Origin of the sequence: Streptomyces sp. NPDC048290 (assembly GCF_040652095.1) — a bacterium.
Classification (GTDB): domain Bacteria; phylum Actinomycetota; class Actinomycetes; order Streptomycetales; family Streptomycetaceae; genus Streptomyces.
This window is the reverse complement of sequence record NZ_JBEZLM010000002.1, coordinates 46428-64863: the sequence shown is the minus strand read 5'-3', so window position 1 is coordinate 64863 and position 18436 is coordinate 46428. Positions and strand designations below refer to the sequence as shown.

The 18436-nt window shown below is 66.9% G+C and carries 29 protein-coding genes; all 29 read right to left on the bottom strand.

Annotated elements, in window-relative coordinates:
* Positions 1-61 precede the first annotated feature (61 nt).
* Complete coding sequence (gene rpsM, locus AB0D49_RS02630) at positions 62-442, bottom strand: 30S ribosomal protein S13 (RefSeq protein ID WP_362749516.1); 381 nt, start codon at positions 440-442, stop codon at positions 62-64.
* Positions 443-665: 223 nt separating this feature from the next.
* Positions 666-779 (bottom strand): 50S ribosomal protein L36, encoded by a 114-nt coding sequence (gene rpmJ / locus AB0D49_RS02625; protein WP_003998809.1) that lies wholly within the window; start codon positions 777-779, stop codon positions 666-668.
* Between the two features lie 65 nt (positions 780-844).
* Positions 845-1066 carry a translation initiation factor IF-1 gene (infA, locus tag AB0D49_RS02620; protein ID WP_003948620.1) on the bottom strand — a complete coding sequence of 74 codons (222 nt, stop codon included), beginning with the start codon at positions 1064-1066 and terminating at the stop codon, positions 845-847.
* Between the two features lie 165 nt (positions 1067-1231).
* The gene (map, locus tag AB0D49_RS02615; RefSeq protein ID WP_362749513.1) at positions 1232-2068 is read right to left on the bottom strand and encodes a type I methionyl aminopeptidase; all 837 of its coding nucleotides are present in this window, start codon (positions 2066-2068) and stop codon (positions 1232-1234) included.
* Between the two features lie 447 nt (positions 2069-2515).
* Complete coding sequence (locus AB0D49_RS02610) at positions 2516-3178, bottom strand: adenylate kinase (protein WP_362749510.1); 663 nt, start codon at positions 3176-3178, stop codon at positions 2516-2518.
* Positions 3178-4491 (bottom strand): preprotein translocase subunit SecY, encoded by a 1314-nt coding sequence (secY, locus tag AB0D49_RS02605; protein WP_362749507.1) that lies wholly within the window; start codon positions 4489-4491, stop codon positions 3178-3180. The genes AB0D49_RS02610 and secY overlap by 1 nt, the downstream gene beginning before the upstream one ends.
* A gap of 247 nt (positions 4492-4738) precedes the next feature.
* On the bottom strand, positions 4739-5194 hold the full coding sequence (gene rplO / locus AB0D49_RS02600) for a 50S ribosomal protein L15 (protein ID WP_362749504.1): 456 nt from the start codon (positions 5192-5194) through the stop codon (positions 4739-4741).
* Positions 5195-5196: 2 nt separating this feature from the next.
* Positions 5197-5379, bottom strand: coding sequence for a 50S ribosomal protein L30 (rpmD, locus tag AB0D49_RS02595; protein ID WP_129307387.1), 183 nt, complete (start codon positions 5377-5379; stop codon positions 5197-5199).
* Between the two features lie 2 nt (positions 5380-5381).
* Positions 5382-5987, bottom strand: coding sequence for a 30S ribosomal protein S5 (gene rpsE, locus AB0D49_RS02590; protein WP_094054455.1), 606 nt, complete (start codon positions 5985-5987; stop codon positions 5382-5384).
* Positions 5988-6023: 36 nt separating this feature from the next.
* Positions 6024-6407: a 50S ribosomal protein L18 gene (gene rplR, locus AB0D49_RS02585; RefSeq protein ID WP_355741603.1), complete on the bottom strand. Its 384-nt coding sequence runs from the start codon at positions 6405-6407 to the stop codon at positions 6024-6026.
* 3 nt (positions 6408-6410) lie between these two features.
* Entirely contained in the window at positions 6411-6950 is a 540-nt protein-coding gene (rplF, locus tag AB0D49_RS02580; RefSeq protein WP_362749498.1) for a 50S ribosomal protein L6, read from the bottom strand.
* 24 nt (positions 6951-6974) lie between these two features.
* A complete protein-coding gene (rpsH, locus tag AB0D49_RS02575) occupies positions 6975-7373 on the bottom strand; it encodes a 30S ribosomal protein S8 (RefSeq protein ID WP_014674378.1) in 399 nt (132 codons plus the stop codon).
* A gap of 246 nt (positions 7374-7619) precedes the next feature.
* Positions 7620-7805 (bottom strand): type Z 30S ribosomal protein S14, encoded by a 186-nt coding sequence (locus tag AB0D49_RS02570; protein WP_003948630.1) that lies wholly within the window; start codon positions 7803-7805, stop codon positions 7620-7622.
* A 5-nt stretch (positions 7806-7810) separates the two neighbouring features.
* Positions 7811-8368 carry a 50S ribosomal protein L5 gene (gene rplE, locus AB0D49_RS02565; RefSeq protein ID WP_355741599.1) on the bottom strand — a complete coding sequence of 186 codons (558 nt, stop codon included), beginning with the start codon at positions 8366-8368 and terminating at the stop codon, positions 7811-7813.
* Positions 8368-8691 (bottom strand): 50S ribosomal protein L24, encoded by a 324-nt coding sequence (rplX, locus tag AB0D49_RS02560; protein ID WP_362749494.1) that lies wholly within the window; start codon positions 8689-8691, stop codon positions 8368-8370. The genes rplE and rplX overlap by 1 nt, the downstream gene beginning before the upstream one ends.
* A gap of 2 nt (positions 8692-8693) precedes the next feature.
* Entirely contained in the window at positions 8694-9062 is a 369-nt protein-coding gene (rplN, locus tag AB0D49_RS02555; RefSeq protein ID WP_003992364.1) for a 50S ribosomal protein L14, read from the bottom strand.
* A 103-nt stretch (positions 9063-9165) separates the two neighbouring features.
* Positions 9166-9456 (bottom strand): 30S ribosomal protein S17, encoded by a 291-nt coding sequence (gene rpsQ, locus AB0D49_RS02550; RefSeq protein WP_362749491.1) that lies wholly within the window; start codon positions 9454-9456, stop codon positions 9166-9168.
* The gene (gene rpmC / locus AB0D49_RS02545) at positions 9456-9680 is read right to left on the bottom strand and encodes a 50S ribosomal protein L29 (RefSeq protein WP_355741593.1); all 225 of its coding nucleotides are present in this window, start codon (positions 9678-9680) and stop codon (positions 9456-9458) included. The genes rpsQ and rpmC overlap by 1 nt, the downstream gene beginning before the upstream one ends.
* Positions 9680-10099 (bottom strand): 50S ribosomal protein L16, encoded by a 420-nt coding sequence (gene rplP, locus AB0D49_RS02540; protein WP_030967307.1) that lies wholly within the window; start codon positions 10097-10099, stop codon positions 9680-9682. Before rplP ends, rpmC begins: the two co-directional genes overlap by 1 nt.
* Positions 10100-10104: 5 nt before the next feature.
* On the bottom strand, positions 10105-10932 hold the full coding sequence (gene rpsC / locus AB0D49_RS02535; RefSeq protein WP_362749486.1) for a 30S ribosomal protein S3: 828 nt from the start codon (positions 10930-10932) through the stop codon (positions 10105-10107).
* Positions 10932-11279, bottom strand: a complete 348-nt coding sequence (rplV, locus tag AB0D49_RS02530) for a 50S ribosomal protein L22 (RefSeq protein ID WP_006604878.1) — start codon at positions 11277-11279, stop codon at positions 10932-10934. The genes rpsC and rplV overlap by 1 nt, the downstream gene beginning before the upstream one ends.
* A gap of 44 nt (positions 11280-11323) precedes the next feature.
* Positions 11324-11605 (bottom strand): 30S ribosomal protein S19, encoded by a 282-nt coding sequence (gene rpsS / locus AB0D49_RS02525; protein ID WP_362749481.1) that lies wholly within the window; start codon positions 11603-11605, stop codon positions 11324-11326.
* A gap of 12 nt (positions 11606-11617) precedes the next feature.
* On the bottom strand, positions 11618-12454 hold the full coding sequence (rplB, locus tag AB0D49_RS02520) for a 50S ribosomal protein L2 (protein WP_362749478.1): 837 nt from the start codon (positions 12452-12454) through the stop codon (positions 11618-11620).
* A gap of 40 nt (positions 12455-12494) precedes the next feature.
* On the bottom strand, positions 12495-12914 hold the full coding sequence (gene rplW / locus AB0D49_RS02515; RefSeq protein WP_355741585.1) for a 50S ribosomal protein L23: 420 nt from the start codon (positions 12912-12914) through the stop codon (positions 12495-12497).
* Positions 12914-13573: a 50S ribosomal protein L4 gene (gene rplD, locus AB0D49_RS02510; protein WP_362749474.1), complete on the bottom strand. Its 660-nt coding sequence runs from the start codon at positions 13571-13573 to the stop codon at positions 12914-12916. The genes rplW and rplD overlap by 1 nt, the downstream gene beginning before the upstream one ends.
* Before the next feature lie 8 nt (positions 13574-13581).
* Positions 13582-14226 carry a 50S ribosomal protein L3 gene (rplC, locus tag AB0D49_RS02505; RefSeq protein WP_046732368.1) on the bottom strand — a complete coding sequence of 215 codons (645 nt, stop codon included), beginning with the start codon at positions 14224-14226 and terminating at the stop codon, positions 13582-13584.
* Between the two features lie 17 nt (positions 14227-14243).
* Positions 14244-14552: a 30S ribosomal protein S10 gene (gene rpsJ, locus AB0D49_RS02500; protein ID WP_003948644.1), complete on the bottom strand. Its 309-nt coding sequence runs from the start codon at positions 14550-14552 to the stop codon at positions 14244-14246.
* A 1134-nt stretch (positions 14553-15686) separates the two neighbouring features.
* A complete protein-coding gene (locus tag AB0D49_RS02495) occupies positions 15687-16808 on the bottom strand; it encodes an acyltransferase (RefSeq protein WP_362749471.1) in 1122 nt (373 codons plus the stop codon).
* A gap of 382 nt (positions 16809-17190) precedes the next feature.
* Positions 17191-18384, bottom strand: a complete 1194-nt coding sequence (gene tuf, locus AB0D49_RS02490) for an elongation factor Tu (protein ID WP_362749468.1) — start codon at positions 18382-18384, stop codon at positions 17191-17193.
* Between the last annotated feature and the right edge of the window lie 52 nt (positions 18385-18436).

The following is an 18436-nucleotide window of genomic DNA, read 5'->3' as shown; positions in this document are numbered from 1 at the left end:
ACTCCTACGGGAGGTGGTCGGTCCTACAGCGAAGACCGCTGGACGGCGAGTCCGCTGTGGACTACTTCTTGCCCGGCTTCTTCTTACCGGCGATGGCGCGACGCGGGCCCTTGCGGGTGCGGGCGTTGGTGCTGGTGCGCTGACCGCGGACGGGCAGACCGCGACGGTGACGGAGACCCTGGTAGCAGCCGATCTCCACCTTGCGGCGGATGTCGGCCTGGATCTCGCGACGGAGGTCACCCTCGGTCTTGATGTTGTTGTCGACGTACTCGCGGATCGCGACGAGCTGCTCTTCGCTCAGGTCGCGGACGCGGGTGTCGGGGTCGACGCCGGTCGCAGCCAGCGTCTCCTGCGAGAGGGTCCGGCCGATGCCGAACACATAGGTGAGGGCGACCTCCACGCGCTTTTCGCGCGGGATGTCAACACCGGAAACGCGTGCCATTCAATGGCTCCTGGTGATCGTCGGAGGTCTTCCGCAGAACCGGCTCCCACCCGCCGTCCTCCCCGCTCCACCAAGGGACCGGGAATTTGGTACGGACTGGGTCCCCGGCCTCCGAGCCGGGGGTACCAAGCCGTCTGTGACGGCTCGGGTCCTGCGTATGAACATATTCAGCTCGCGTCGCGCGAAGTCTCTGCGATGAAGGCAGAGGGGATGGTCGCTGAGATCAGCCCTGGCGCTGCTTGTGGCGCGGGTTCTCGCAGATGACCATGACCCGGCCGTGACGGCGGATCACCCTGCACTTGTCGCAGATCTTCTTGACGCTCGGCTTGACCTTCATGGGATTGAGGTTCTCCGGGTCAGTTGCCGGCGGCCCCGCGAAAGCTCACGGGGCGTGGGCAAGATCTACTTGTACCGGTAGACGATCCGGCCACGCGTCAGGTCGTACGGAGACAGCTCCACCACGACCCGGTCGTCAGGGAGGATGCGGATGTAGTGCATACGCATCTTGCCGCTGATGTGTGCCAGGACCTGGTGGCCGTTCTGGAGCTCGACCTTGAACATCGCGTTAGGCAGAGACTCGACGACAGTGCCCTCGATCTCGATGGCACCTTGCTTCTTGGCCACGCTTCGCCCTTCGGAATCGACTACCTTGATCGACTCCTGCGCTTCTCCCCCGAGTTTCCTGAGGGGCGCATACGGACATGCGGGCGCACGAGAGCCGACGAGTCAGTCTACGCCACGCACACCCGTAAAGACGAATCGCAGAAGTCTGCCCGAAGACGGAGATCCTTATGCCAGCGGATCGGGCGCGGCCGTGACCCCGTACTCGGCGAGCTTGGCCTTGCCCCCGTCGGGAGCGGTGAGCACCAGCGGTCCGTCCTCCGTCAGCGCGACGGAGTGCTCCCAGTGCGAGGACCAGGTGCCGTCCGTCGTGATGACGGTCCAGTCGTCCTCCAGCACCTTGGTCTTCGGGGTGCCGAGCGACACCATCGGCTCGATGGCCAGGCAGAACCCGGGGACCAGCTTCGGTCCCTTGCCGCGCCGCCGGTCGACGTAGTTCAGCAGATGCGGGTCCATGTGCATCTGGGTGCCGATGCCGTGGCCGCCGTAGTCCTCGATGATCCCGTACCGCCCGCCACCGGGCTTGGGCTGACGCCGGATGTACGTCTCGATGGCCCGGGACACGTCGACCAGCCGCGCCCCCTGCTTCATGGCGGCGATCCCGGCCCACATGGACTCCTCGGTCACCCGGGACAGCTCGACCAGTTCCGGAGCGTGACCGTCCCCCACGAAGGCGGTGAAAGCGGCATCCCCATGCCACCCGTCGACGATCGCCCCGGCATCGATCGAGATGATGTCCCCGTCCTTCAGCACCACGCTCTCGGACGGGATGCCATGCACGACGACATCGTTCGCCGAGGTGCAGATGGTGGCGGGGAACCCGCCGTACCCCAGGAAATTCGAGGTCGCGTTGTGCTCGGCGAGCACCTTCCGCGCCACCTCGTCCAGATCCTTGGTCGAGGCGCCCGGCACAGCCGCCTCCCGAGTGGCCGCGTGAATGGCGGCCACGACCAGCCCCGCGGCCCGCATCTTGGCGATCTGCTCGGGATTCTTGATCTGCACCATAAGAACAACGGCCTCCCAGCCCAAAAAACGAACAGCCCCCACGATACGACCCACCCCACCCCCACCGCCCCCTAGCGACCCGGGCCAGCTACGACGCCGGGGCGAGCGCGGGCACGTCGTGCCCACTCACGCAGTTCCCCGCCCCCGCCCCAACTGCGGGCAGTCGTGCCGCAGGGCGGCACGGGTGGGCGCAGCGGCACCCCGCCAGCGCGGGCCCGCGGACACGCCCCCCGGCCCAGGTGAGCTCCAGTGCATCGGCGGCTGCGGGCACATCGTGGCTGGTCGCGCAGTTCCCCGCGCCCCTAAAACCCCCGCCCGCACCCGCGCAGAGAGCAGGCAGAGGGAGCCCCGCCCTCAAGCACGCCCCCGCGAAAACACCCCCACGCACACAACAGCCGCGGCCCCCAAAAGAGACCGCGGCCGAAGCGCACGTACTACCGCCGGAGGCTAGCGTTCGGCGTCCTCCCGCTTGAGCGCCTCAAGCGCCCTCCCGGTCACCTCATCCACCGCGCCCATCGCCGAGATCGTCACCACAAGCCCCTGAGCCTTGTAGTAGTCGATGATCGGCTCGGTCTGCGTGTGGTAGACCTCCAGCCGCTTGCGGACGGTGTCCTCGGAATCGTCGTCCCGCTGGTACAGCTCACCGCCGCAGACATCGCAGACGCCCTCGACAGCCGGCTTCTTGTATGTCACATGGAACACATGCGAGGAGTCGTTACGGCAGATCCGCCGACCGGCGATCCGCTTGACGACCTCCTCCTCCGGCGCCTCAAGATCCAGCACCGCGTCCAGCTCGATGCCCTCGCTCGTGAGCAGCTCGTCCAGCGCCTCGGCCTGCGAGACATTGCGGGGGAAGCCGTCCAGCAGGAAGCCGCCCTCGGCGTCCGGCTGCTCCATACGGTCCTTGGCCATCGCGATGGTCACCTCGTCGGGGACGAGGTTCCCGGCGTCCATGTAGGACTTCGCGAGTTTCCCGAGCTCGGTCTGCTTGCTGATGTTGGCGCGGAACAGGTCACCGGTGGAGATGTGCGGCACTCGCAGCGTCTCGGCTAGACGCGTGGCCTGCGTGCCCTTACCAGCGCCCGGCGGCCCGACGAGGACGATTCGCATCAGCGGAGGAACCCTTCGTAATTGCGCTGCTGGAGCTGGCTCTCGATCTGCTTCACCGTCTCCAGGCCGACACCCACGATGATCAGGATGCTGGTCCCGCCGAAGGGGAAGTTCTGGTTTGCCCCGAAACCAGCCAACGCCATTGTCGGCACGAGAGCGATCAGGCCCAGATACAGCGAGCCCGGCCAGGTGATCCGGTTGAGTACGTAGCTCAGGTACTCAGCGGTCGGTCGGCCAGCCCGGATGCCCGGGATGAAGCCACCATACTTCTTCATGTTGTCGGCTACTTCTTCGGGGTTGAACGTGATGGCCACGTAGAAGAACGCGAAGAAAACGATCAGCAAGAAGTAGGCGGCGATGTAATACGGGTGGTCACCCTTGACCAGGTGCGCCTCGATCCAGGTCTTCCACCCGGAGGTGCCGCTGGAGAACTGCGCGATCAAGGCCGGGATGTACAGCAGCGACGAGGCGAAGATGACCGGGATCACACCGGCCTGGTTCACCTTGAGCGGGATGTAGGTGGACGTACCACCGTAGGAGCGGCGGCCGATCATGCGCTTGGCGTACTGCACCGGGATGCGGCGCTGCGCCTGCTCGACGAAGACCACCAGGCCGACCATGAAGAGGCCGACGAGAATGACGGTGCCGAATTCGATCCAGCCGTCGGCCAGGGAGCCCTGCTGCTTGATGGCCCACAGCGCGGACGGGAACGTGGCGGCGATCGAGATGAACATCAGGATCGACATGCCGTTGCCGATGCCGCGGTCGGTGACCAGCTCACCGAGCCACATGACGACGGCCGTACCGGCGGTCATGGTGATGACCATGGTGATGGTCACGAAGATGGACTGGTCGGGAACGATCTCGCTGGCCACGTTGCAGCCGCTGAACAGCGCGCCGGAGCGGGCGGTGGCGACCAGGCCGGTGCCCTGGAGCACGGCGAGCGCCACGGTCAGATAGCGGGTGTACTGCGTGATCTTCGCCGTACCGGCCTGGCCCTCCTTCTTCAGGGCCTCCAGGCGGGGGATCACCACCGTCAGCAGCTGGAGAATGATGCTCGCCGTGATGTACGGCATGATGCCGAGCGCGAAGATCGTGATCTGGAGCAGCGCGCCACCACTGAACATGTTGACCAGCCCGAACAGACCCTGATTGGCACTGGCCTGGTCCAGACAGGTCTGCACATTGCGATAGTCGACACCGGGGATCGGGATGTGTGTACCGATCCGGTAGATCACGATGATGCCGAGCGTGAAGAGCAGCTTCTTGCGCAGGTCGGGCGTCTTAAACGCTCGGGCGAACGCGGTGAGCACGGTGCCTCCTGCGACCCCCGCGCGTCTGCGTCAAGGGTGACGGTCTTGAGAGTCCAATACGACAACGACTTATGTAACGGCCAACCGCCGCTCAGGGTGCCCCAGAGAGGCGACGACCCCGCGAAAGTGGGCAGCGTAGGTCACCTTACCGGCGACACCACCGCCCTTGGAACGACCAACCGGGGATACCCCTTTTGTGGGGTATCCCCGGTCGGGATCGCTCAAGTCATCGAGGTGCCTGAGGTGTTCAGACGAGCTCGGTGACGGTACCGCCGGCGGCGGTGATCTTCTCCTTGGCGGAGCCGGAGACGGCGTCGACCGTCACCTGGAGCGCCACGGAGATCTCGCCCTGGCCGAGGACCTTGACGAGGCTGTTCTTGCGCACAGCACCCTTGGCCACCAGACCCTCGACCGTGACCTCGCCACCCTCGGGGTAGAGCGCGGCCAGCTTGTCGAGGTTCACGACCTGGTACTCGGTCTTGAACGGGTTCTTGAAGCCCTTGAGCTTCGGGAGGCGCATGTGCAGCGGCATCTGGCCGCCCTCGAAGCGCTCCGGAACCTGGTAGCGGGCCTTGGTGCCCTTGGTACCACGACCGGCCGTCTTACCCTTGGACGCCTCACCGCGACCCACGCGGGTCTTGGCGGTCTTGGCACCCGGGGCGGGACGGAGGTTGTGGATCTTCAGCGGGTTGTGCTCCGCCATGATCAGTCGACCTCCTCGACCGTCACGAGGTGACGGACATGGCGCACCATGCCGCGGAACTCGGGGCGGTCCTCCTTGACGACCTGCGTGTTGATCCCCTTGAGACCAAGGGAACGCAGGGTGTCACGGTGGTTCTGCTTGCTGCCGATGTAGGACTTGACCTGCGTGATCTTGAGCTGAGCCATGATCACACACCCGCCCCGGCACGTGCGCGCAGCAGAGCCGCGGGGGCCACGTCCTCCAGCGGCAGACCACGGCGGGCCGCGATCTCCTCGGGACGCTGGAGGCCCTTGAGGGCCGCCACGGTCGCGTGCACGATGTTGATCGCGTTGTCGGAGCCGAGCGACTTCGACAGCACGTCGTGGATACCGGCGCACTCCAGCACGGCACGCACCGGACCACCGGCGATCACGCCGGTACCCGGGGACGCGGGCTTGAGCAGGACGACACCGGCCGCCTTCTCACCCTGGATGGGGTGCGGGATGGTGCCCTGGATACGGGGGACCTTGAAGAAGTGCTTCTTGGCCTCCTCCACACCCTTGGCGATGGCGGCCGGCACCTCCTTGGCCTTGCCGTAACCGACACCCACGGTGCCGTCACCGTCGCCCACCACGACCAGCGCGGTGAAGCTGAAGCGACGACCACCCTTCACAACCTTGGCGACGCGGTTGATCGCGACGACGCGCTCAACGTACGCGGTCTTCTCGGCGGCAGCAGCGCCGCCGTCACGGCCCTTCCGGTCCCGCCGCTCGCCGCCACCGGCACCGCTTCCGCGGCGCTGGGGTCCAGCCATTGGATTACCTCTCTCTTTCCGCTAGCTACAAGCGGCTCAGAACTTGAGCCCGGCTTCGCGGGCGGCGTCCGCCAGGGCGGCGATGCGCCCGGCGTACTGGTTGCCACCACGGTCGAACACGACAGCCTCGACACCGGCGGCCTTGGCACGCTCGGCGACCAGGGCGCCGACCTGCTTGGCCTGCGCGGACTTGTCGCCCTCGCCCCCGCGGATCGACGTGTCCAGCGTGGACGCCGACGCCACGGTGTGGCCCTTCAGGTCGTCGATCACCTGCGCCACGATGTGGCGGTTGGAGCGGGTCACGACCAGACGGGGACGCTCCGCCGTACCGTTGATCCGCTTGCGGATCCGGATGTGACGGCGCTTGATCGCGGCGCGCTTGTAGGCGTCGCCCTTGAGGATCTTCTGCCCGTATGCCATGGCTTACTTACCCGCCTTTCCGACCTTGCGGCGGATGACTTCGCCCTCGTACTTGACGCCCTTGGCCTTGTACGGGTCGGGCTTGCGCAGCTTGCGGATGTTGGCCGCGACCTCGCCGACCTTCTGCTTGTCGATGCCCTCGACCGAGAACCGGGTGGGGGCCTCGACCTTGAAGGCGATGCCCTCGGGGGCCTCGACGACGATCGGGTGGCTGTAACCGAGCGCGAACTCGAGGTTCGAGCCCTTGGCGGTCACGCGGTAACCGACACCACTGATTTCGAGCTTCTTCACGTAACCCTGGGTCACGCCGGTGATCATGTTCGCCACCAGCGTGCGGGACAGGCCGTGCAGGGCCTTGTTCTGCCGCTCGTCGTTGGGGCGGGTCACCGAGAGGGTGCCGTCCTCGCCCTTGGCGACATCGATCGGCGCGGCGACGGTGTGGGTCAGCTCGCCCTTGGGGCCCTTGACCTTGACCGTACGGCCGTCGATGGTGACGTCCACGCCGGCGGGAACCGCGATGGGGAGCTTGCCGATGCGCGACATAGCTGTTTCCTCCGTTCCCTTCTGCTACCAGACGTAGGCGAGGACTTCCCCACCCACGCCCTTCTTGCCGGCCTGCTTGTCGGTGAGGAGCCCGTGCGACGTGGAGATGATCGCCACGCCGAGGCCGCCCAGCACCTTCGGCAGGTTGGTGGACTTCGCGTACACCCGGAGACCGGGCTTGGAGATGCGCTTGATCCCCGCGATGGAGCGCTCACGGTTGGGGCCGAACTTCAGCTCCAGGACGAGGTTCTTGCCGACCTCGGCGTCCTCGACCTTCCAGCCCGTGATGAAGCCCTCCTGCTGGAGGATCTCCGCGATGTGAGACTTGATCTTGGAGTGCGGCATCGACACCGAGTCGTGGTACGCCGAGTTCGCATTCCGCAGACGCGTCAGCATGTCTGCGATCGGATCAGTCATGGTCATGAAGTGGCCTGTGGCCTTTCTCGCCGGGGTTTCCTATATGCGCCATCCCTCTCCCCGTACTTCGGAGACGGGACGGGTGCGGCGCGGGGACCTACGGCGTAGTAAGCAAGTACTACCAGCGGACAGCTGTCCGCGTGTGTGCTGAGGCGGCAGAGGCCCAGCCCTCCCAGCCTAAGCCATGGAATGGAGGGCCTCTGCCGTCCCGGTTGCTTACCGAGAGGTCCAGGTATCCCTAAAAGGCGGGGATTACCAGGAGCTCTTGGTCACGCCCGGCAGCTCGCCGCGGTGAGCCATCTCACGAAGGCACACACGGCACAGGCCGAACTTGCGGTACACGGAGTGGGGGCGGCCACAGCGCTGGCAGCGGGTGTAGCCACGCACCCCGAACTTGGGCTTGCGAGCAGCCTTAGCGATCAGAGCCTTCTTCGCCATCTCGCTCACGCCTCCTTGAAGGGGAAGCCGAGGTGACGAAGGAGCGCGCGGCCCTCAGCGTCGTTGGTCGCCGTGGTGACCACGGTGATGTCCATACCCCGGACGCGGTCGATCTTGTCCTGGTCGATCTCGTGGAACATGACCTGCTCGGTGAGACCGAAGGTGTAGTTGCCACGGCCGTCGAACTGCTTGGGGGACAGACCGCGGAAGTCGCGGATGCGCGGCAGCGCGAGCGACAGGGTGCGGTCCAGGAACTCCCACATGCGGTCGCCACGGAGCGTGACGTGGGCACCGATCGGCTGACCCTCACGCAGCTTGAACTGCGCGATGGACTTACGGGCCTTGGTGACGGCCGGCTTCTGACCGGTGATCGTGGTGAGGTCCTTGATGGCCCCCTCGATCAGCTTCGAGTCACGGGCGGCGTCGCCGACACCCATGTTGACCACGATCTTGACGAGGCCGGGGACCTGCATGACGTTCTCGTACTTGAACTCGTCACGCAGCTTGCCCGCGATCTCCTCGCGGTACTTCGTCTTGAGACGCGGAGTGGTGGTGGTAGCCATCAGATGTCCTCACCCGTCCGCTTGGCAACGCGGATCTTGTTGCCCTCGTCGTCGAAGCGGTAGCCGACGCGGGTCACGACCTTCTTGCCGTCCTTCTCCACGACCAGCTGGACGTTGGAGATGTGGATCGGCGCCTCGGTCGTCACGATGCCGCCGGCCTGGGACCCACGAGCCGTGGGACCGGCCTTGGTGTGCTTCTTGACCCGGTTGACACCCTCGACCAGGACACGCTCGTCGCGCGGGTAAGCGGCGATGACCTTGCCCTGCTTGCCCTTGTCCTTGCCGGTGATGACCTGGACCAGGTCGCCCTTCTTGATCTTCATGCTTACAGCACCTCCGGCGCGAGCGAGATGATCTTCATGAACTTCTTCTCGCGCAGCTCACGGCCCACCGGGCCGAAGATACGGGTGCCGCGAGGGTCGCCGTCGTTCTTCAGAATGACGGCGGCGTTCTCGTCGAAGCGGATGTACGAGCCGTCCGGACGGCGGCGCTCCTTGACGGTGCGAACGATGACCGCCTTGATGACGTCACCCTTCTTCACGTTGCCGCCGGGGATCGCGTCCTTGACGGTGGCGACGATGACGTCACCGATGCCCGCGTAGCGGCGACCGGAGCCACCGAGGACACGGATGCAAAGGATCTCCTTCGCGCCCGTGTTGTCGGCGACACGCAGTCGCGACTCCTGCTGGATCACGTCTATCTCCTGATCGTCTGCCGGTTCCCGGCAGGGACCGCGAGTGCTTCACGGTCCCTGCCGAGCCTGGCGGAACTGTCCTGCGGGATGTACCCCGCAGGGATTACTTGGCCTTTTCGAGGATCTCGACGATGCGCCAGCGCTTGGTCGCCGACAGCGGACGGGTCTCCATCAGGAGGACCCGGTCGCCGACGCCGGCCGCGTTCTGCTCGTCGTGCGCCTTGAGCTTGTTCGTACGGCGGATGACCTTGCCGTACAGCGCGTGCTTGACGCGGTCCTCGACGGCGACGACGACGGTCTTGTCCATCTTGTCGCTGACGACGAGACCCTCACGGGTCTTGCGGAAGCCACGCGCCTCAGGGGCGGTGTTCTCAGTCACGTTGTTCTCGCTCATCAGGCGCTCTCCACCGTTTCGATGCCCAGCTCACGCTCGCGCATCAGGGTGTAGATCCGCGCGATGTCCTTGCGGACCGCCTTCAGACGGCCGTGGTTCTCAAGCTGACCGGTCGCCGCCTGGAAGCGGAGGTTGAACAGCTCTTCCTTGGCCTCGCGGAGCTTCGCGAGAAGCTCCTCGTTGCCCAGCTCGCGCAGCTCGGACGCCTTGGTACCGACCGACATCACGCTTCACCTGCCTCGCGCTTGACGATCCGGCACTTCATCGGCAGCTTGTGGGCCGCACGGGTCAGCGCCTCACGGGCGATCTTCTCGTTGGGGTACGACAGCTCGAACATCACGCGTCCGGGCTTGACGTTGGCGATCCACCACTCCGGGGAACCCTTACCGGAACCCATGCGGGTCTCGGCGGGCTTCTTGGTGAGGGGACGGTCCGGGTAGATGTTGATCCAGACCTTGCCGCCACGCTTGATGTGACGGGTCATGGCGATACGAGCCGCTTCGATCTGGCGGTTCGTGACGTACGCCGGGGTCAGCGCCTGGATGCCGTACTCGCCGAACGCAACCGTCGTGCCACCCTTGGCAGCGCCGCTGCGCTTGGGGTGGTGCTGCTTGCGGTGCTTGACCCTACGGGGGATCAGCATGTCGGTCAGGCCTCCGTTCCGGTGCTCTCAGCAGCCGGGGCGGCGGCGGGAGCCTCGGCCTTGGGAGCCTCGGCGCCACCGGCCTGCTGCGGCTTGCGACCGCGCCGCTCGCCACCGCGGCCACCACGGGCCGGGCGGTCGTTGCCGCCACCGCGGGCCGGGCGGTTGCCCGCACGCGCGGCGGCGTTCTCGGCGCGGACCTCGGCGATGTTCTTGACGTCGCCCTTGTAGATCCAGACCTTCACACCGATACGGCCGAAGGTCGTCTTGGCCTCGAAGAAGCCGTAGTCCACGTTCGCGCGGAGCGTGTGCAGGGGCACACGGCCCTCGCGGTAGAACTCCGAGCGGGACATCTCGGCGCCGCCGAGACGGCCACCGCACTGGATCTTGATGCCCTTGGCGCCCGCCTTCATCGCCGACTGCATGCTCTTGCGCATGGCACGGCGGAAGGAGACACGGGAGGACAGCTGCTCGGCGACGGCCTGGGCCACCAGCTGAGCGTCCGTCTCCGGGTTCTTGACCTCGAGGATGTTGAGCTGGACCTGCTTGCCGGTCAGCTTCTCCAGCTGGCCGCGGATCTTGTCGGCCTCCGCACCGCGGCGGCCGATGACGATGCCGGGACGCGCGGTGTGGATGTCGACGCGGACGCGGTCACGGGTGCGCTCGATCTCCACCTTGGAGATACCGGCGCGCTCCATGCCGGACGTCAGCATCCGGCGGATGGCGACGTCTTCCTTGACGTAGTCCTTGTACAGCTTGTCGGCGTACCAGCGCGACTTGAAGTCGGTGGTGATACCGAGCCGGAACCCATGCGGGTTTACCTTCTGGCCCATTACCGGGTTCCTTCCTTGCTGCTGACGACCACGGTGATGTGGCTGGTCCGCTTGCGAATCCGGTAGGCGCGGCCCTGGGCGCGCGGGCGGAACCGCTTCAGGGTCGGACCCTCGTCGACGTACGCCTCGGAGATGACGAGGCTGCCGGCGTCGGTGTGGTCGTAGTTGTGCGCGGCGTTGGCGATGGCGCTGTCGAGCACCTTGCCGACCGGAACCGAGGCTGCCTGCGGAGCGAATCGCAGAACAGCCTGGGCCTCCGTGGCGTCCATGCCACGGATGAGGTCCACCACACGGCGGGCCTTCATGGGCGTGACGCGGATGTACCGCGCCTGGGCCCTGGCTTCCATGGTTGTCCCTTCAGAGTTACTTACGTGTCTGATGCGATCCGCTGCTAGCGGCGCTTCGACTTCCGGTCGTCCTTGACGTGACCCCGGAAGGTACGGGTCGGCGAGAACTCGCCGAGCTTGTGACCGACCATCGACTCGGTGACGAACACCGGGATGTGGGTCTTGCCGTTGTGCACCGCGAGCGTGTGGCCGAGCATGGCCGGCACGATCATGGAGCGACGGGACCAGGTCTTGATGACCGTCTTGGTACCGGCTTCGTTCTGGGCGTCCACCTTCTTGATCAGGTGGTCGTCGACGAAGGGTCCCTTCTTCAAGCTACGAGGCATCTCAACCCGTCCTTAGCGCTTCTTGTTCGTCTTGCGGCGGCGGACGATGTACTTGTTCGACGCCTTCTTGGGCGAACGAGTACGGCCTTCCTTCTTGCCCCACGGGGACACGGGGTGACGGCCACCGGAGGTACGGCCCTCACCACCACCGTGCGGGTGGTCCACCGGGTTCATGACCACACCACGGACGGTCGGGCGGACGCCCAGCCACCGCTTGCGGCCGGCCTTGCCCCAGTTGATGTTCGACTGCTCGGCGTTGCCGACCTCGCCGACGGTGGCGCGGCAGCGCACGTCGACCAGGCGGATCTCACCGGACGGCATACGAAGGTGGGCCATCGAGCCCTCCTTCGCCAGCAGCTGCACGGAGGCACCGGCGGAGCGGGCGAACTTGGCTCCGCCACCGGGGCGCAGCTCGATCGCGTGGAGCGTGGTACCGACCGGGATGTTGCGCAGGGCCAGGTTGTTGCCCGGCTTGATGTCGGCCGCGGGGCCGTTCTCGACCCGGTCGCCCTGGGCCAGCCCGCGCGGCGCGAGGATGTAGCGCTTCTCGCCGTCGGCGTAGTGCAGCAGCGCGATACGCGCGGTGCGGTTGGGGTCGTACTCGATGTGCGCGACCTTCGCCGGCACGCCGTCCTTGTCATGGCGACGGAAGTCGATGACACGGTAGGCGCGCTTGTGGCCACCACCCTGGTGGCGGACGGTCACACGACCGGAGTTGTTACGGCCACCCTTGCTGTGCAGGGGGCGAACCAGCGACTTCTCCGGCGTGGACCGCGTGACCTCGACGAAGTCGGCGACGCTGGCGCCACGACGGCCCGGCGTAGTCGGCTTGTACTTGCGGATTCCCATTTCTCAGTCCTCGTCCGATTCCGGACGATCCGGACCTCCGTCAGGAGGTCGGACCGCCGAAGATGTCGATACGGTCGCCCTCGGCGAGGGTCACGATGGCCCGCTTGGTCGCGGCACGCTGGCCGAAACCGGTGCGGGTCCGCTTGCGCTTGCCGACGCGGTTGATCGTGTTGACCCCGGTGACCTTGACCTCGAAGACCGCTTCCACGGCCTGCTTGATCTGGGTCTTGTTGGAGCGCGGGTCGACGATGAACGTGTACTTGTTCTCGTCCAGGAGCGCGTAGCTCTTCTCGGAGACGACCGGCTTGAGCAGCACGTCACGGGGGTCCGTGTACGACTTGCTCAGCGGGGTCTCGACGGTGTTCTTGCCCTCGGCGGCGTGGCGGCGCGCCTTGGCGACGCGCGCGGCCTTGGCGGCCTTGGCCGCCTTCGAGGCGATGGAGGGGTGACGGGTAGCCATCAGACCTCAGTCCCTTCGGTGTCGTTGGCCTTGTTCGGGCCGGCGACGAAGGACTCCAGCGCGGCCTGGGTGAAGACCACGTCGTCCGAGACGATCACGTCGTACGTGTTCAGCTGGCCCGGCTCCAGGATGTGGACCTGGGGCAGGTTGCGGGCGGACAGCCACGCGGCCTCGTCGGCGCGCTCGACGACCAGGAGCAGGTTCTTGCGCTCCGAGATCTTGCCGAACAGGCTCTTGGCGGCCTTGGTGGAGGGGGTCTCGCCCTCGATCACGCCGGTCACGACGTGGATGCGGTTGGCGCGGGCCCGGTCGGTGAGGGCGTGCCGCAGGGCGGCGGCCTTCATCTTCTTGGGGGTGCGCTGCGAGTAGTCACGCGGCTGCGGGCCGTGGACGACGCCACCACCGGCGAACTGCGGGGCGCGGGTCGAGCCCTGACGGGCGCGGCCGGTGCCCTTCTGGCGGTACGGCTTCCTGCCGCCACCACGGACTTCACCGCGGGTCTTGGTCTTGTGCGTGCCCTGGCGGGCAGCCGCGTTCTGCGCGACGACGACCTGGTGGATCAGCGGGATGCTGACCTGCTCCACGCCGAAGATCTCCGCGGGGAGTTCGACGCTACCGGTCTTCTCGCCGGCAGGCGAAAGGATGTCAACAGTGCTCATCGGTTACCTCAGGCCCCCTTGGCCGCGGTGCGGACCAGGACGAGGCCGCCGTTCGGACCGGGAACCGCGCCCTTGATGAGCAGCAGACCCTTCTCCGCGTCAACGGCGTGGACGGTCAGGTTCTGGGTGGTGACCCGCTCGTTGCCCATACGACCCGCCATGCGGAGGCCCTTGAACACACGGCCCGGGGTGGCGCAGCCACCGATGGAACCGGGGGAGCGGTGCTTGCGCTGCGTACCGTGTCCGGCACCGAGGCCCTTGAAGTTGTGACGCTTCATGACACCGGCGAAGCCCTTGCCCTTGCTCTTGCCGGTCACGTCGACCTTGACGCCGGCCTCGAAGACCTCGGCCGTGACTTCCTGACCGAGCGTGTACTCGGCGGCGTCGGCGGTCCGGATCTCGACGAGGTGACGACGGGGGGTGACGTCGGCCTTGGCGAAGTGGCCCTTGAGGGGCTTGTTCACCTTGCGCGGGTCGATCTCGCCGAAGGCGATCTGGACGGACTCGTAGCCGTCGACGTCGTTGGTACGCACCTGGGTGACGACATTGGGGCCGGCCTTGACGACGGTGACCGGAACAACACGGTTGTTCTCGTCCCACACCTGCGTCATGCCGAGCTTCTCGCCCAGGATGCCCTTGATCTGCTTAGCCATCTCTCAGATCACCGGCCTCAGAGCTTGATCTCGATGTCGACACCGGCCGGGAGGTCGAGTCGCATCAGAGAGTCAACGGTCTTGGGGGTCGGGTCGAGGATGTCGATCAGGCGCTTGTGCGTGCGCATCTCGAAGTGCTCGCGCGAGTCCTTGTACTTGTGCGGCGACTTGATGACGCAGTACACGTTCTTCTCAGTGGGCAGCGGCACCGGGCCCGCGACCGACGCACCAGTACGCGTCACCGTCTCGACGATCTTCTTCGCCGAGGAGTCGATGACCTCGTGGTCGTAGGCCTTGAGCCGGATGCGGATCTTCTGTCCCGCCATGGCTACTCAGTAGTCCTGTCTCTCATACGCTCTGGAACCCGGTGTTCCCCTGCCCCGTTCTCCGACCCACGCGGTCGGGCGTGTCGCATTCCCACTGACACAGATGTCCCTTGTTCGAACATCCCAACGGGATTTGCGCACGGCCCAAGCGGAACCGCGAGCCGGGAACCGAACGGCCCACCGGGTGCCTGGCCGGTACTGCGATGCACTTCCCGGAAGATTCCCGTACGTCCAACCCACACGGGGTTGACGAGTACTGTGGGACTCGCTTCCGGTCCTCCCGGCGGGAGGCGCGCAGCATCAACACTCGACCGAGCAACTCGGACAGTCTGCCATACGGCCCAGGGCCTGCGCCAATCGAGCCGGAGAGAATACCCCGAGCGTGACCCAGGTCAAACACGGGTCCCCACGACGGACACCCGCCCGACCCCGAACGGCCGCAGGCGCCCTTCCAGACACCTCGCTGGCGGACCCACGTCAAGAGCATCCGGCGCGCACCCACGAGGATCGCCTCGGGCCCACGAGGACCGCTGCCGGCCCCCGCCCCACGCCCCCGACGAGACCCACCGCGCCCCCGCGAGCCCCACCTCACGCCCACGAGGACCGCTGCTCACAAACGCCGCGCCCGCCGCCCACCCGCGCCGACGAGGTCCGCCGCACGCCCGCTCACACGTCGGCCGAGTTCCGCCGCACACCCGTGATGCCACCGTCTGTCCGCCCCCGACCATCCGCCCGGCCCGCGCGGCGCCCGCCGTACACCCCGCCCACGACGCCTCCGCCCACCCCGCCACCCGTCCGCCCCGCTCCCCTCCAGGACCGCACCCCGTCCGCCCACGAAGCCCGGCGCTGCCAGCAGCCCCACGCCCCGCCGGCCCATCGCGCACGCGCCCGGCGAGGGCGCGGCCACCCGCGTCACGCCCCCACGAGGTCCGCCTCACGCCCGCAGGGCCAAGCGCCCGTCCGCCCCCCGTACCTGGCGGGGTCAGCTGCCCGCCCGCGAGAGCCGGTGCGGCCGAGCGCTTTGCGGCCGACCGCCGCCCCAGCCCCGCGCGCCACCGAGAGCCGGGCGTGATGGACGCCCAGGGCCTCGCCCTGAACCCAGTCCCGCGCCCGCCCTCGAGGGCCCCCGTCCCCTCAGACCCGCCGTCCCGCCCCCCGTAGTCGTGCGAACGACGAGTCCAGGCCCCGCTTCAGCCGCCGGGAGACCGGGCGCTCCACCCAGCGGTGGATCAGCCAGCTCAGGGCCAGGAATCCGGCGGTGACCAGGACGACCAGCAGCCGGGCGTCCATCGCGTCGCGTAGGCGGCTGATGACCGTCGTACCGGCGAGGTAGTGCGTGAGATATAGGGGGTAGGTCAGACAGCCCGCGGTGACCAGCCACTTTCCCCGGACGCGGTGGGTGTGGCCGAGTGCGATGGCCACCATGACCAGCAGGAACACGGTGAAGATCAGGACCGCGCCGCGCCAGCTGGAGACCCCCTCGTACTCCACCCGCAGGGCCAGTTCGCGCTGGCCCATCAGCCAGCTCATCGCGAGGATGCCCCAGAGCAGCAGGTCCTGGCCGAAGCGGTGCATCAGATAGAGGGCGAGGCCCGCGATGAAGTACCAGGTGGCGGACGGGTCGGCGGCCAGGGTGAGCAGCCGGAGGTCGGCGACCGGGGCGAGCATGGCGGCGGCGCCCCAGACACAGCAGAAGACGATGACCCGGCGGTAGGTCAGCCCCATCGCGACCACGACGAGGAACAGCAGATAGAAGCGCAGCTCGGCCCAGAGCGTCCAGTACACGGCGTCGACGTTGCCGACCTCCGAGCCGGCCTGGAGCATGGTCAGATTGAACAGCACGTCCCGCAGCGGCAGCCGCTCCCAGACGCCCGGCAGCAGCACCAGCACGGCGGTGGTGAAGAAGACCCCGAACCAGTACGCGGGGTAGAGCCGGATCACCCGGGAGACGAAGAACTGCCGCGGGGTACGCCCCCAGCACGACATACAGATCACAAAGCCGCTGATCACGAAGAAGATCTCGACGCCGATCCAGCCGAAGGACGCGAACCGGAACACGGTCGGCATGATCTCGGAGACGGGGCGGCCCCAGATGGCGTTGCCGGGCTGGTCCACCCGGTTCGTTCCGGCGTAGTGGTGCACCACCACCATCAGCGCGGCGATCAGCCGGATGCCGTCGATCAGATGGAGCCGGGGCCGGGGCGGGTCGAGCGGGGAGCGGGGCCCGGGGATGAGCCGTCCCGGACGCTCGGCCACCGCGACCCGGGTACGTATCGATGTCGCCGTTGCACCGTGCGCAGCCTGCATCAGAGCCAAGCCATCCTCATGAGGTCACTGCGGGCCCGACCGTCCTCGGGGTCCAGGGCCCTCCGACCGCCCACACGCTACGACCGCAGGTCAGCCGCATTTCGCGGCAAAGTGGGGCAATTAGCTCGTCGGGGGCGGGATATTGCCTGACCCCTCATGGGCCCGCAGCCCACCGTTCGCCAAGACTTCACCCGCCCCTGGCGCAACCGCACACCCACCGGCCACCCGCCCGCGCCCCGGACACGCGGAAGGGGCCCGTACGACCGAGGTCGTACGGGCCCCTTCACAGCTCGCTCGGAGCTACCGGGTCACCACCCGTCAAGCAAGGGACTTACTTGAGGATCTTGGTGACCTGGCCGGCGCCGACGGTCCGGCCACCCTCACGGATGGCGAACTTCAGGCCCTCCTCCATGGCGATGGGCTGGATCAGCTCCACGCGCATGTCGGTGTTGTCGCCCGGCATGACCATCTCGGTGCCCTCGGGGAGGTGCACGACGCCGGTCACGTCCGTGGTACGGAAGTAGAACTGCGGGCGGTAGTTGTTGAAGAACGGGGTGTGACGACCACCCTCGTCCTTCGACAGGATGTAGGCCGTGGCCTCGAACTCGGTGTGCGGCGTGACCGAACCCGGCTTGATGATGACCTGGCCGCGCTCGACGTCCTCGCGCTTGACACCACGGAGCAGCAGACCGACGTTCTCACCGGCCTGGCCCTCGTCGAGCAGCTTGCGGAACATCTCGATGCCGGTGACCGTGGTGGTGGTCTTCTCGGTGTGGATGCCGATGATGTCGACGGTCTCGTTGACCTTCAGGACACCACGCTCGATACGGCCGGTGACGACCGTACCGCGACCGGTGATCGTGAAGACGTCCTCGACCGGCATCAGGAACGGCTTGTCGATGTCACGCTCGGGCTGCGGGATGGACTCGTCGACAGCCTTCATCAGGTTGAGGACGGACTCGACCCACTCCGACTCGCCCTCGAGGGCCTTGAGCGCGGAGACCTTGACGACCGGCAGGTCGTCGCCCGGGAACTCGTACTCGGTGAGGAGCTCACGGACCTCGAGCTCGACGAGCTCCAGGATCTCCTCGTCGTCCACCATGTCGGCCTTGTTCAGGGCGACCACGATGTACGGCACGCCGACCTGGCGGGCCAGGAGCACGTGCTCCTTGGTCTGCGGCATCGGGCCGTCGGTGGCGGCCACGACCAGGATCGCGCCGTCCATCTGGGCGGCACCGGTGATCATGTTCTTGATGTAGTCCGCGTGACCCGGGCAGTCGACGTGGGCGTAGTGACGCGCCTCGGTCTGGTACTCGACGTGCGCGATGGAGATGGTGATACCGCGCTGGCGCTCCTCGGGCGCCTTGTCGATGTTGTCGAACGGGGTGGCCTCGTTCAGGTCCGGGTACGCGTCGTGCAGCACCTTGGTAATGGCGGCCGTGAGGGTCGTCTTACCGTGGTCGATGTGACCGATGGTGCCGATGTTGACGTGCGGCTTAGTCCGCTCGAACTTCGCCTTCGCCACTGGGGTCCTCCTGTGGAGTGGTTCTGTACGCCTTACTTCATCGGCGCCAGGT

Coding starts and splice junctions, on each gene's coding strand:
- rpsM (WP_362749516.1), bottom strand. CDS start 442: ATGGCACGCGTTTCCGGTGTTGACATCCCGCGCGAAAAGCGCGTGGAG.
- rpmJ (WP_003998809.1), bottom strand. CDS start 779: ATGAAGGTCAAGCCGAGCGTCAAGAAGATCTGCGACAAGTGCAGGGTG.
- map (WP_362749513.1), bottom strand. CDS start 2,068: ATGGTGCAGATCAAGAATCCCGAGCAGATCGCCAAGATGCGGGCCGCG.
- AB0D49_RS02610 (WP_362749510.1), bottom strand. CDS start 3,178: ATGCGAATCGTCCTCGTCGGGCCGCCGGGCGCTGGTAAGGGCACGCAG.
- rplO (WP_362749504.1), bottom strand. CDS start 5,194: ATGGCGGAGCACAACCCGCTGAAGATCCACAACCTCCGTCCCGCCCCG.
- rpmD (WP_129307387.1), bottom strand. CDS start 5,379: ATGGCTCAGCTCAAGATCACGCAGGTCAAGTCCTACATCGGCAGCAAG.
- rpsE (WP_094054455.1), bottom strand. CDS start 5,987: ATGGCTGGACCCCAGCGCCGCGGAAGCGGTGCCGGTGGCGGCGAGCGG.
- rplR (WP_355741603.1), bottom strand. CDS start 6,407: ATGGCATACGGGCAGAAGATCCTCAAGGGCGACGCCTACAAGCGCGCC.
- rplF (WP_362749498.1), bottom strand. CDS start 6,950: ATGTCGCGCATCGGCAAGCTCCCCATCGCGGTTCCCGCCGGCGTGGAC.
- rpsH (WP_014674378.1), bottom strand. CDS start 7,373: ATGACCATGACTGATCCGATCGCAGACATGCTGACGCGTCTGCGGAAT.
- AB0D49_RS02570 (WP_003948630.1), bottom strand. CDS start 7,805: ATGGCGAAGAAGGCTCTGATCGCTAAGGCTGCTCGCAAGCCCAAGTTC.
- rplE (WP_355741599.1), bottom strand. CDS start 8,368: ATGGCTACCACCACCACTCCGCGTCTCAAGACGAAGTACCGCGAGGAG.
- rplX (WP_362749494.1), bottom strand. CDS start 8,691: ATGAAGATCAAGAAGGGCGACCTGGTCCAGGTCATCACCGGCAAGGAC.
- rpsQ (WP_362749491.1), bottom strand. CDS start 9,456: ATGAGCGAGAACAACGTGACTGAGAACACCGCCCCTGAGGCGCGTGGC.
- rpmC (WP_355741593.1), bottom strand. CDS start 9,680: ATGTCGGTCGGTACCAAGGCGTCCGAGCTGCGCGAGCTGGGCAACGAG.
- rplP (WP_030967307.1), bottom strand. CDS start 10,099: ATGCTGATCCCCCGTAGGGTCAAGCACCGCAAGCAGCACCACCCCAAG.
- rpsC (WP_362749486.1), bottom strand. CDS start 10,932: ATGGGCCAGAAGGTAAACCCGCATGGGTTCCGGCTCGGTATCACCACC.
- rplV (WP_006604878.1), bottom strand. CDS start 11,279: ATGGAAGCCAGGGCCCAGGCGCGGTACATCCGCGTCACGCCCATGAAG.
- rpsS (WP_362749481.1), bottom strand. CDS start 11,605: ATGCCTCGTAGCTTGAAGAAGGGACCCTTCGTCGACGACCACCTGATC.
- rplB (WP_362749478.1), bottom strand. CDS start 12,454: ATGGGAATCCGCAAGTACAAGCCGACTACGCCGGGCCGTCGTGGCGCC.
- rplW (WP_355741585.1), bottom strand. CDS start 12,914: ATGGCTACCCGTCACCCCTCCATCGCCTCGAAGGCGGCCAAGGCCGCC.
- rplD (WP_362749474.1), bottom strand. CDS start 13,573: ATGAGCACTGTTGACATCCTTTCGCCTGCCGGCGAGAAGACCGGTAGC.
- rplC (WP_046732368.1), bottom strand. CDS start 14,226: ATGGCTAAGCAGATCAAGGGCATCCTGGGCGAGAAGCTCGGCATGACG.
- rpsJ (WP_003948644.1), bottom strand. CDS start 14,552: ATGGCGGGACAGAAGATCCGCATCCGGCTCAAGGCCTACGACCACGAG.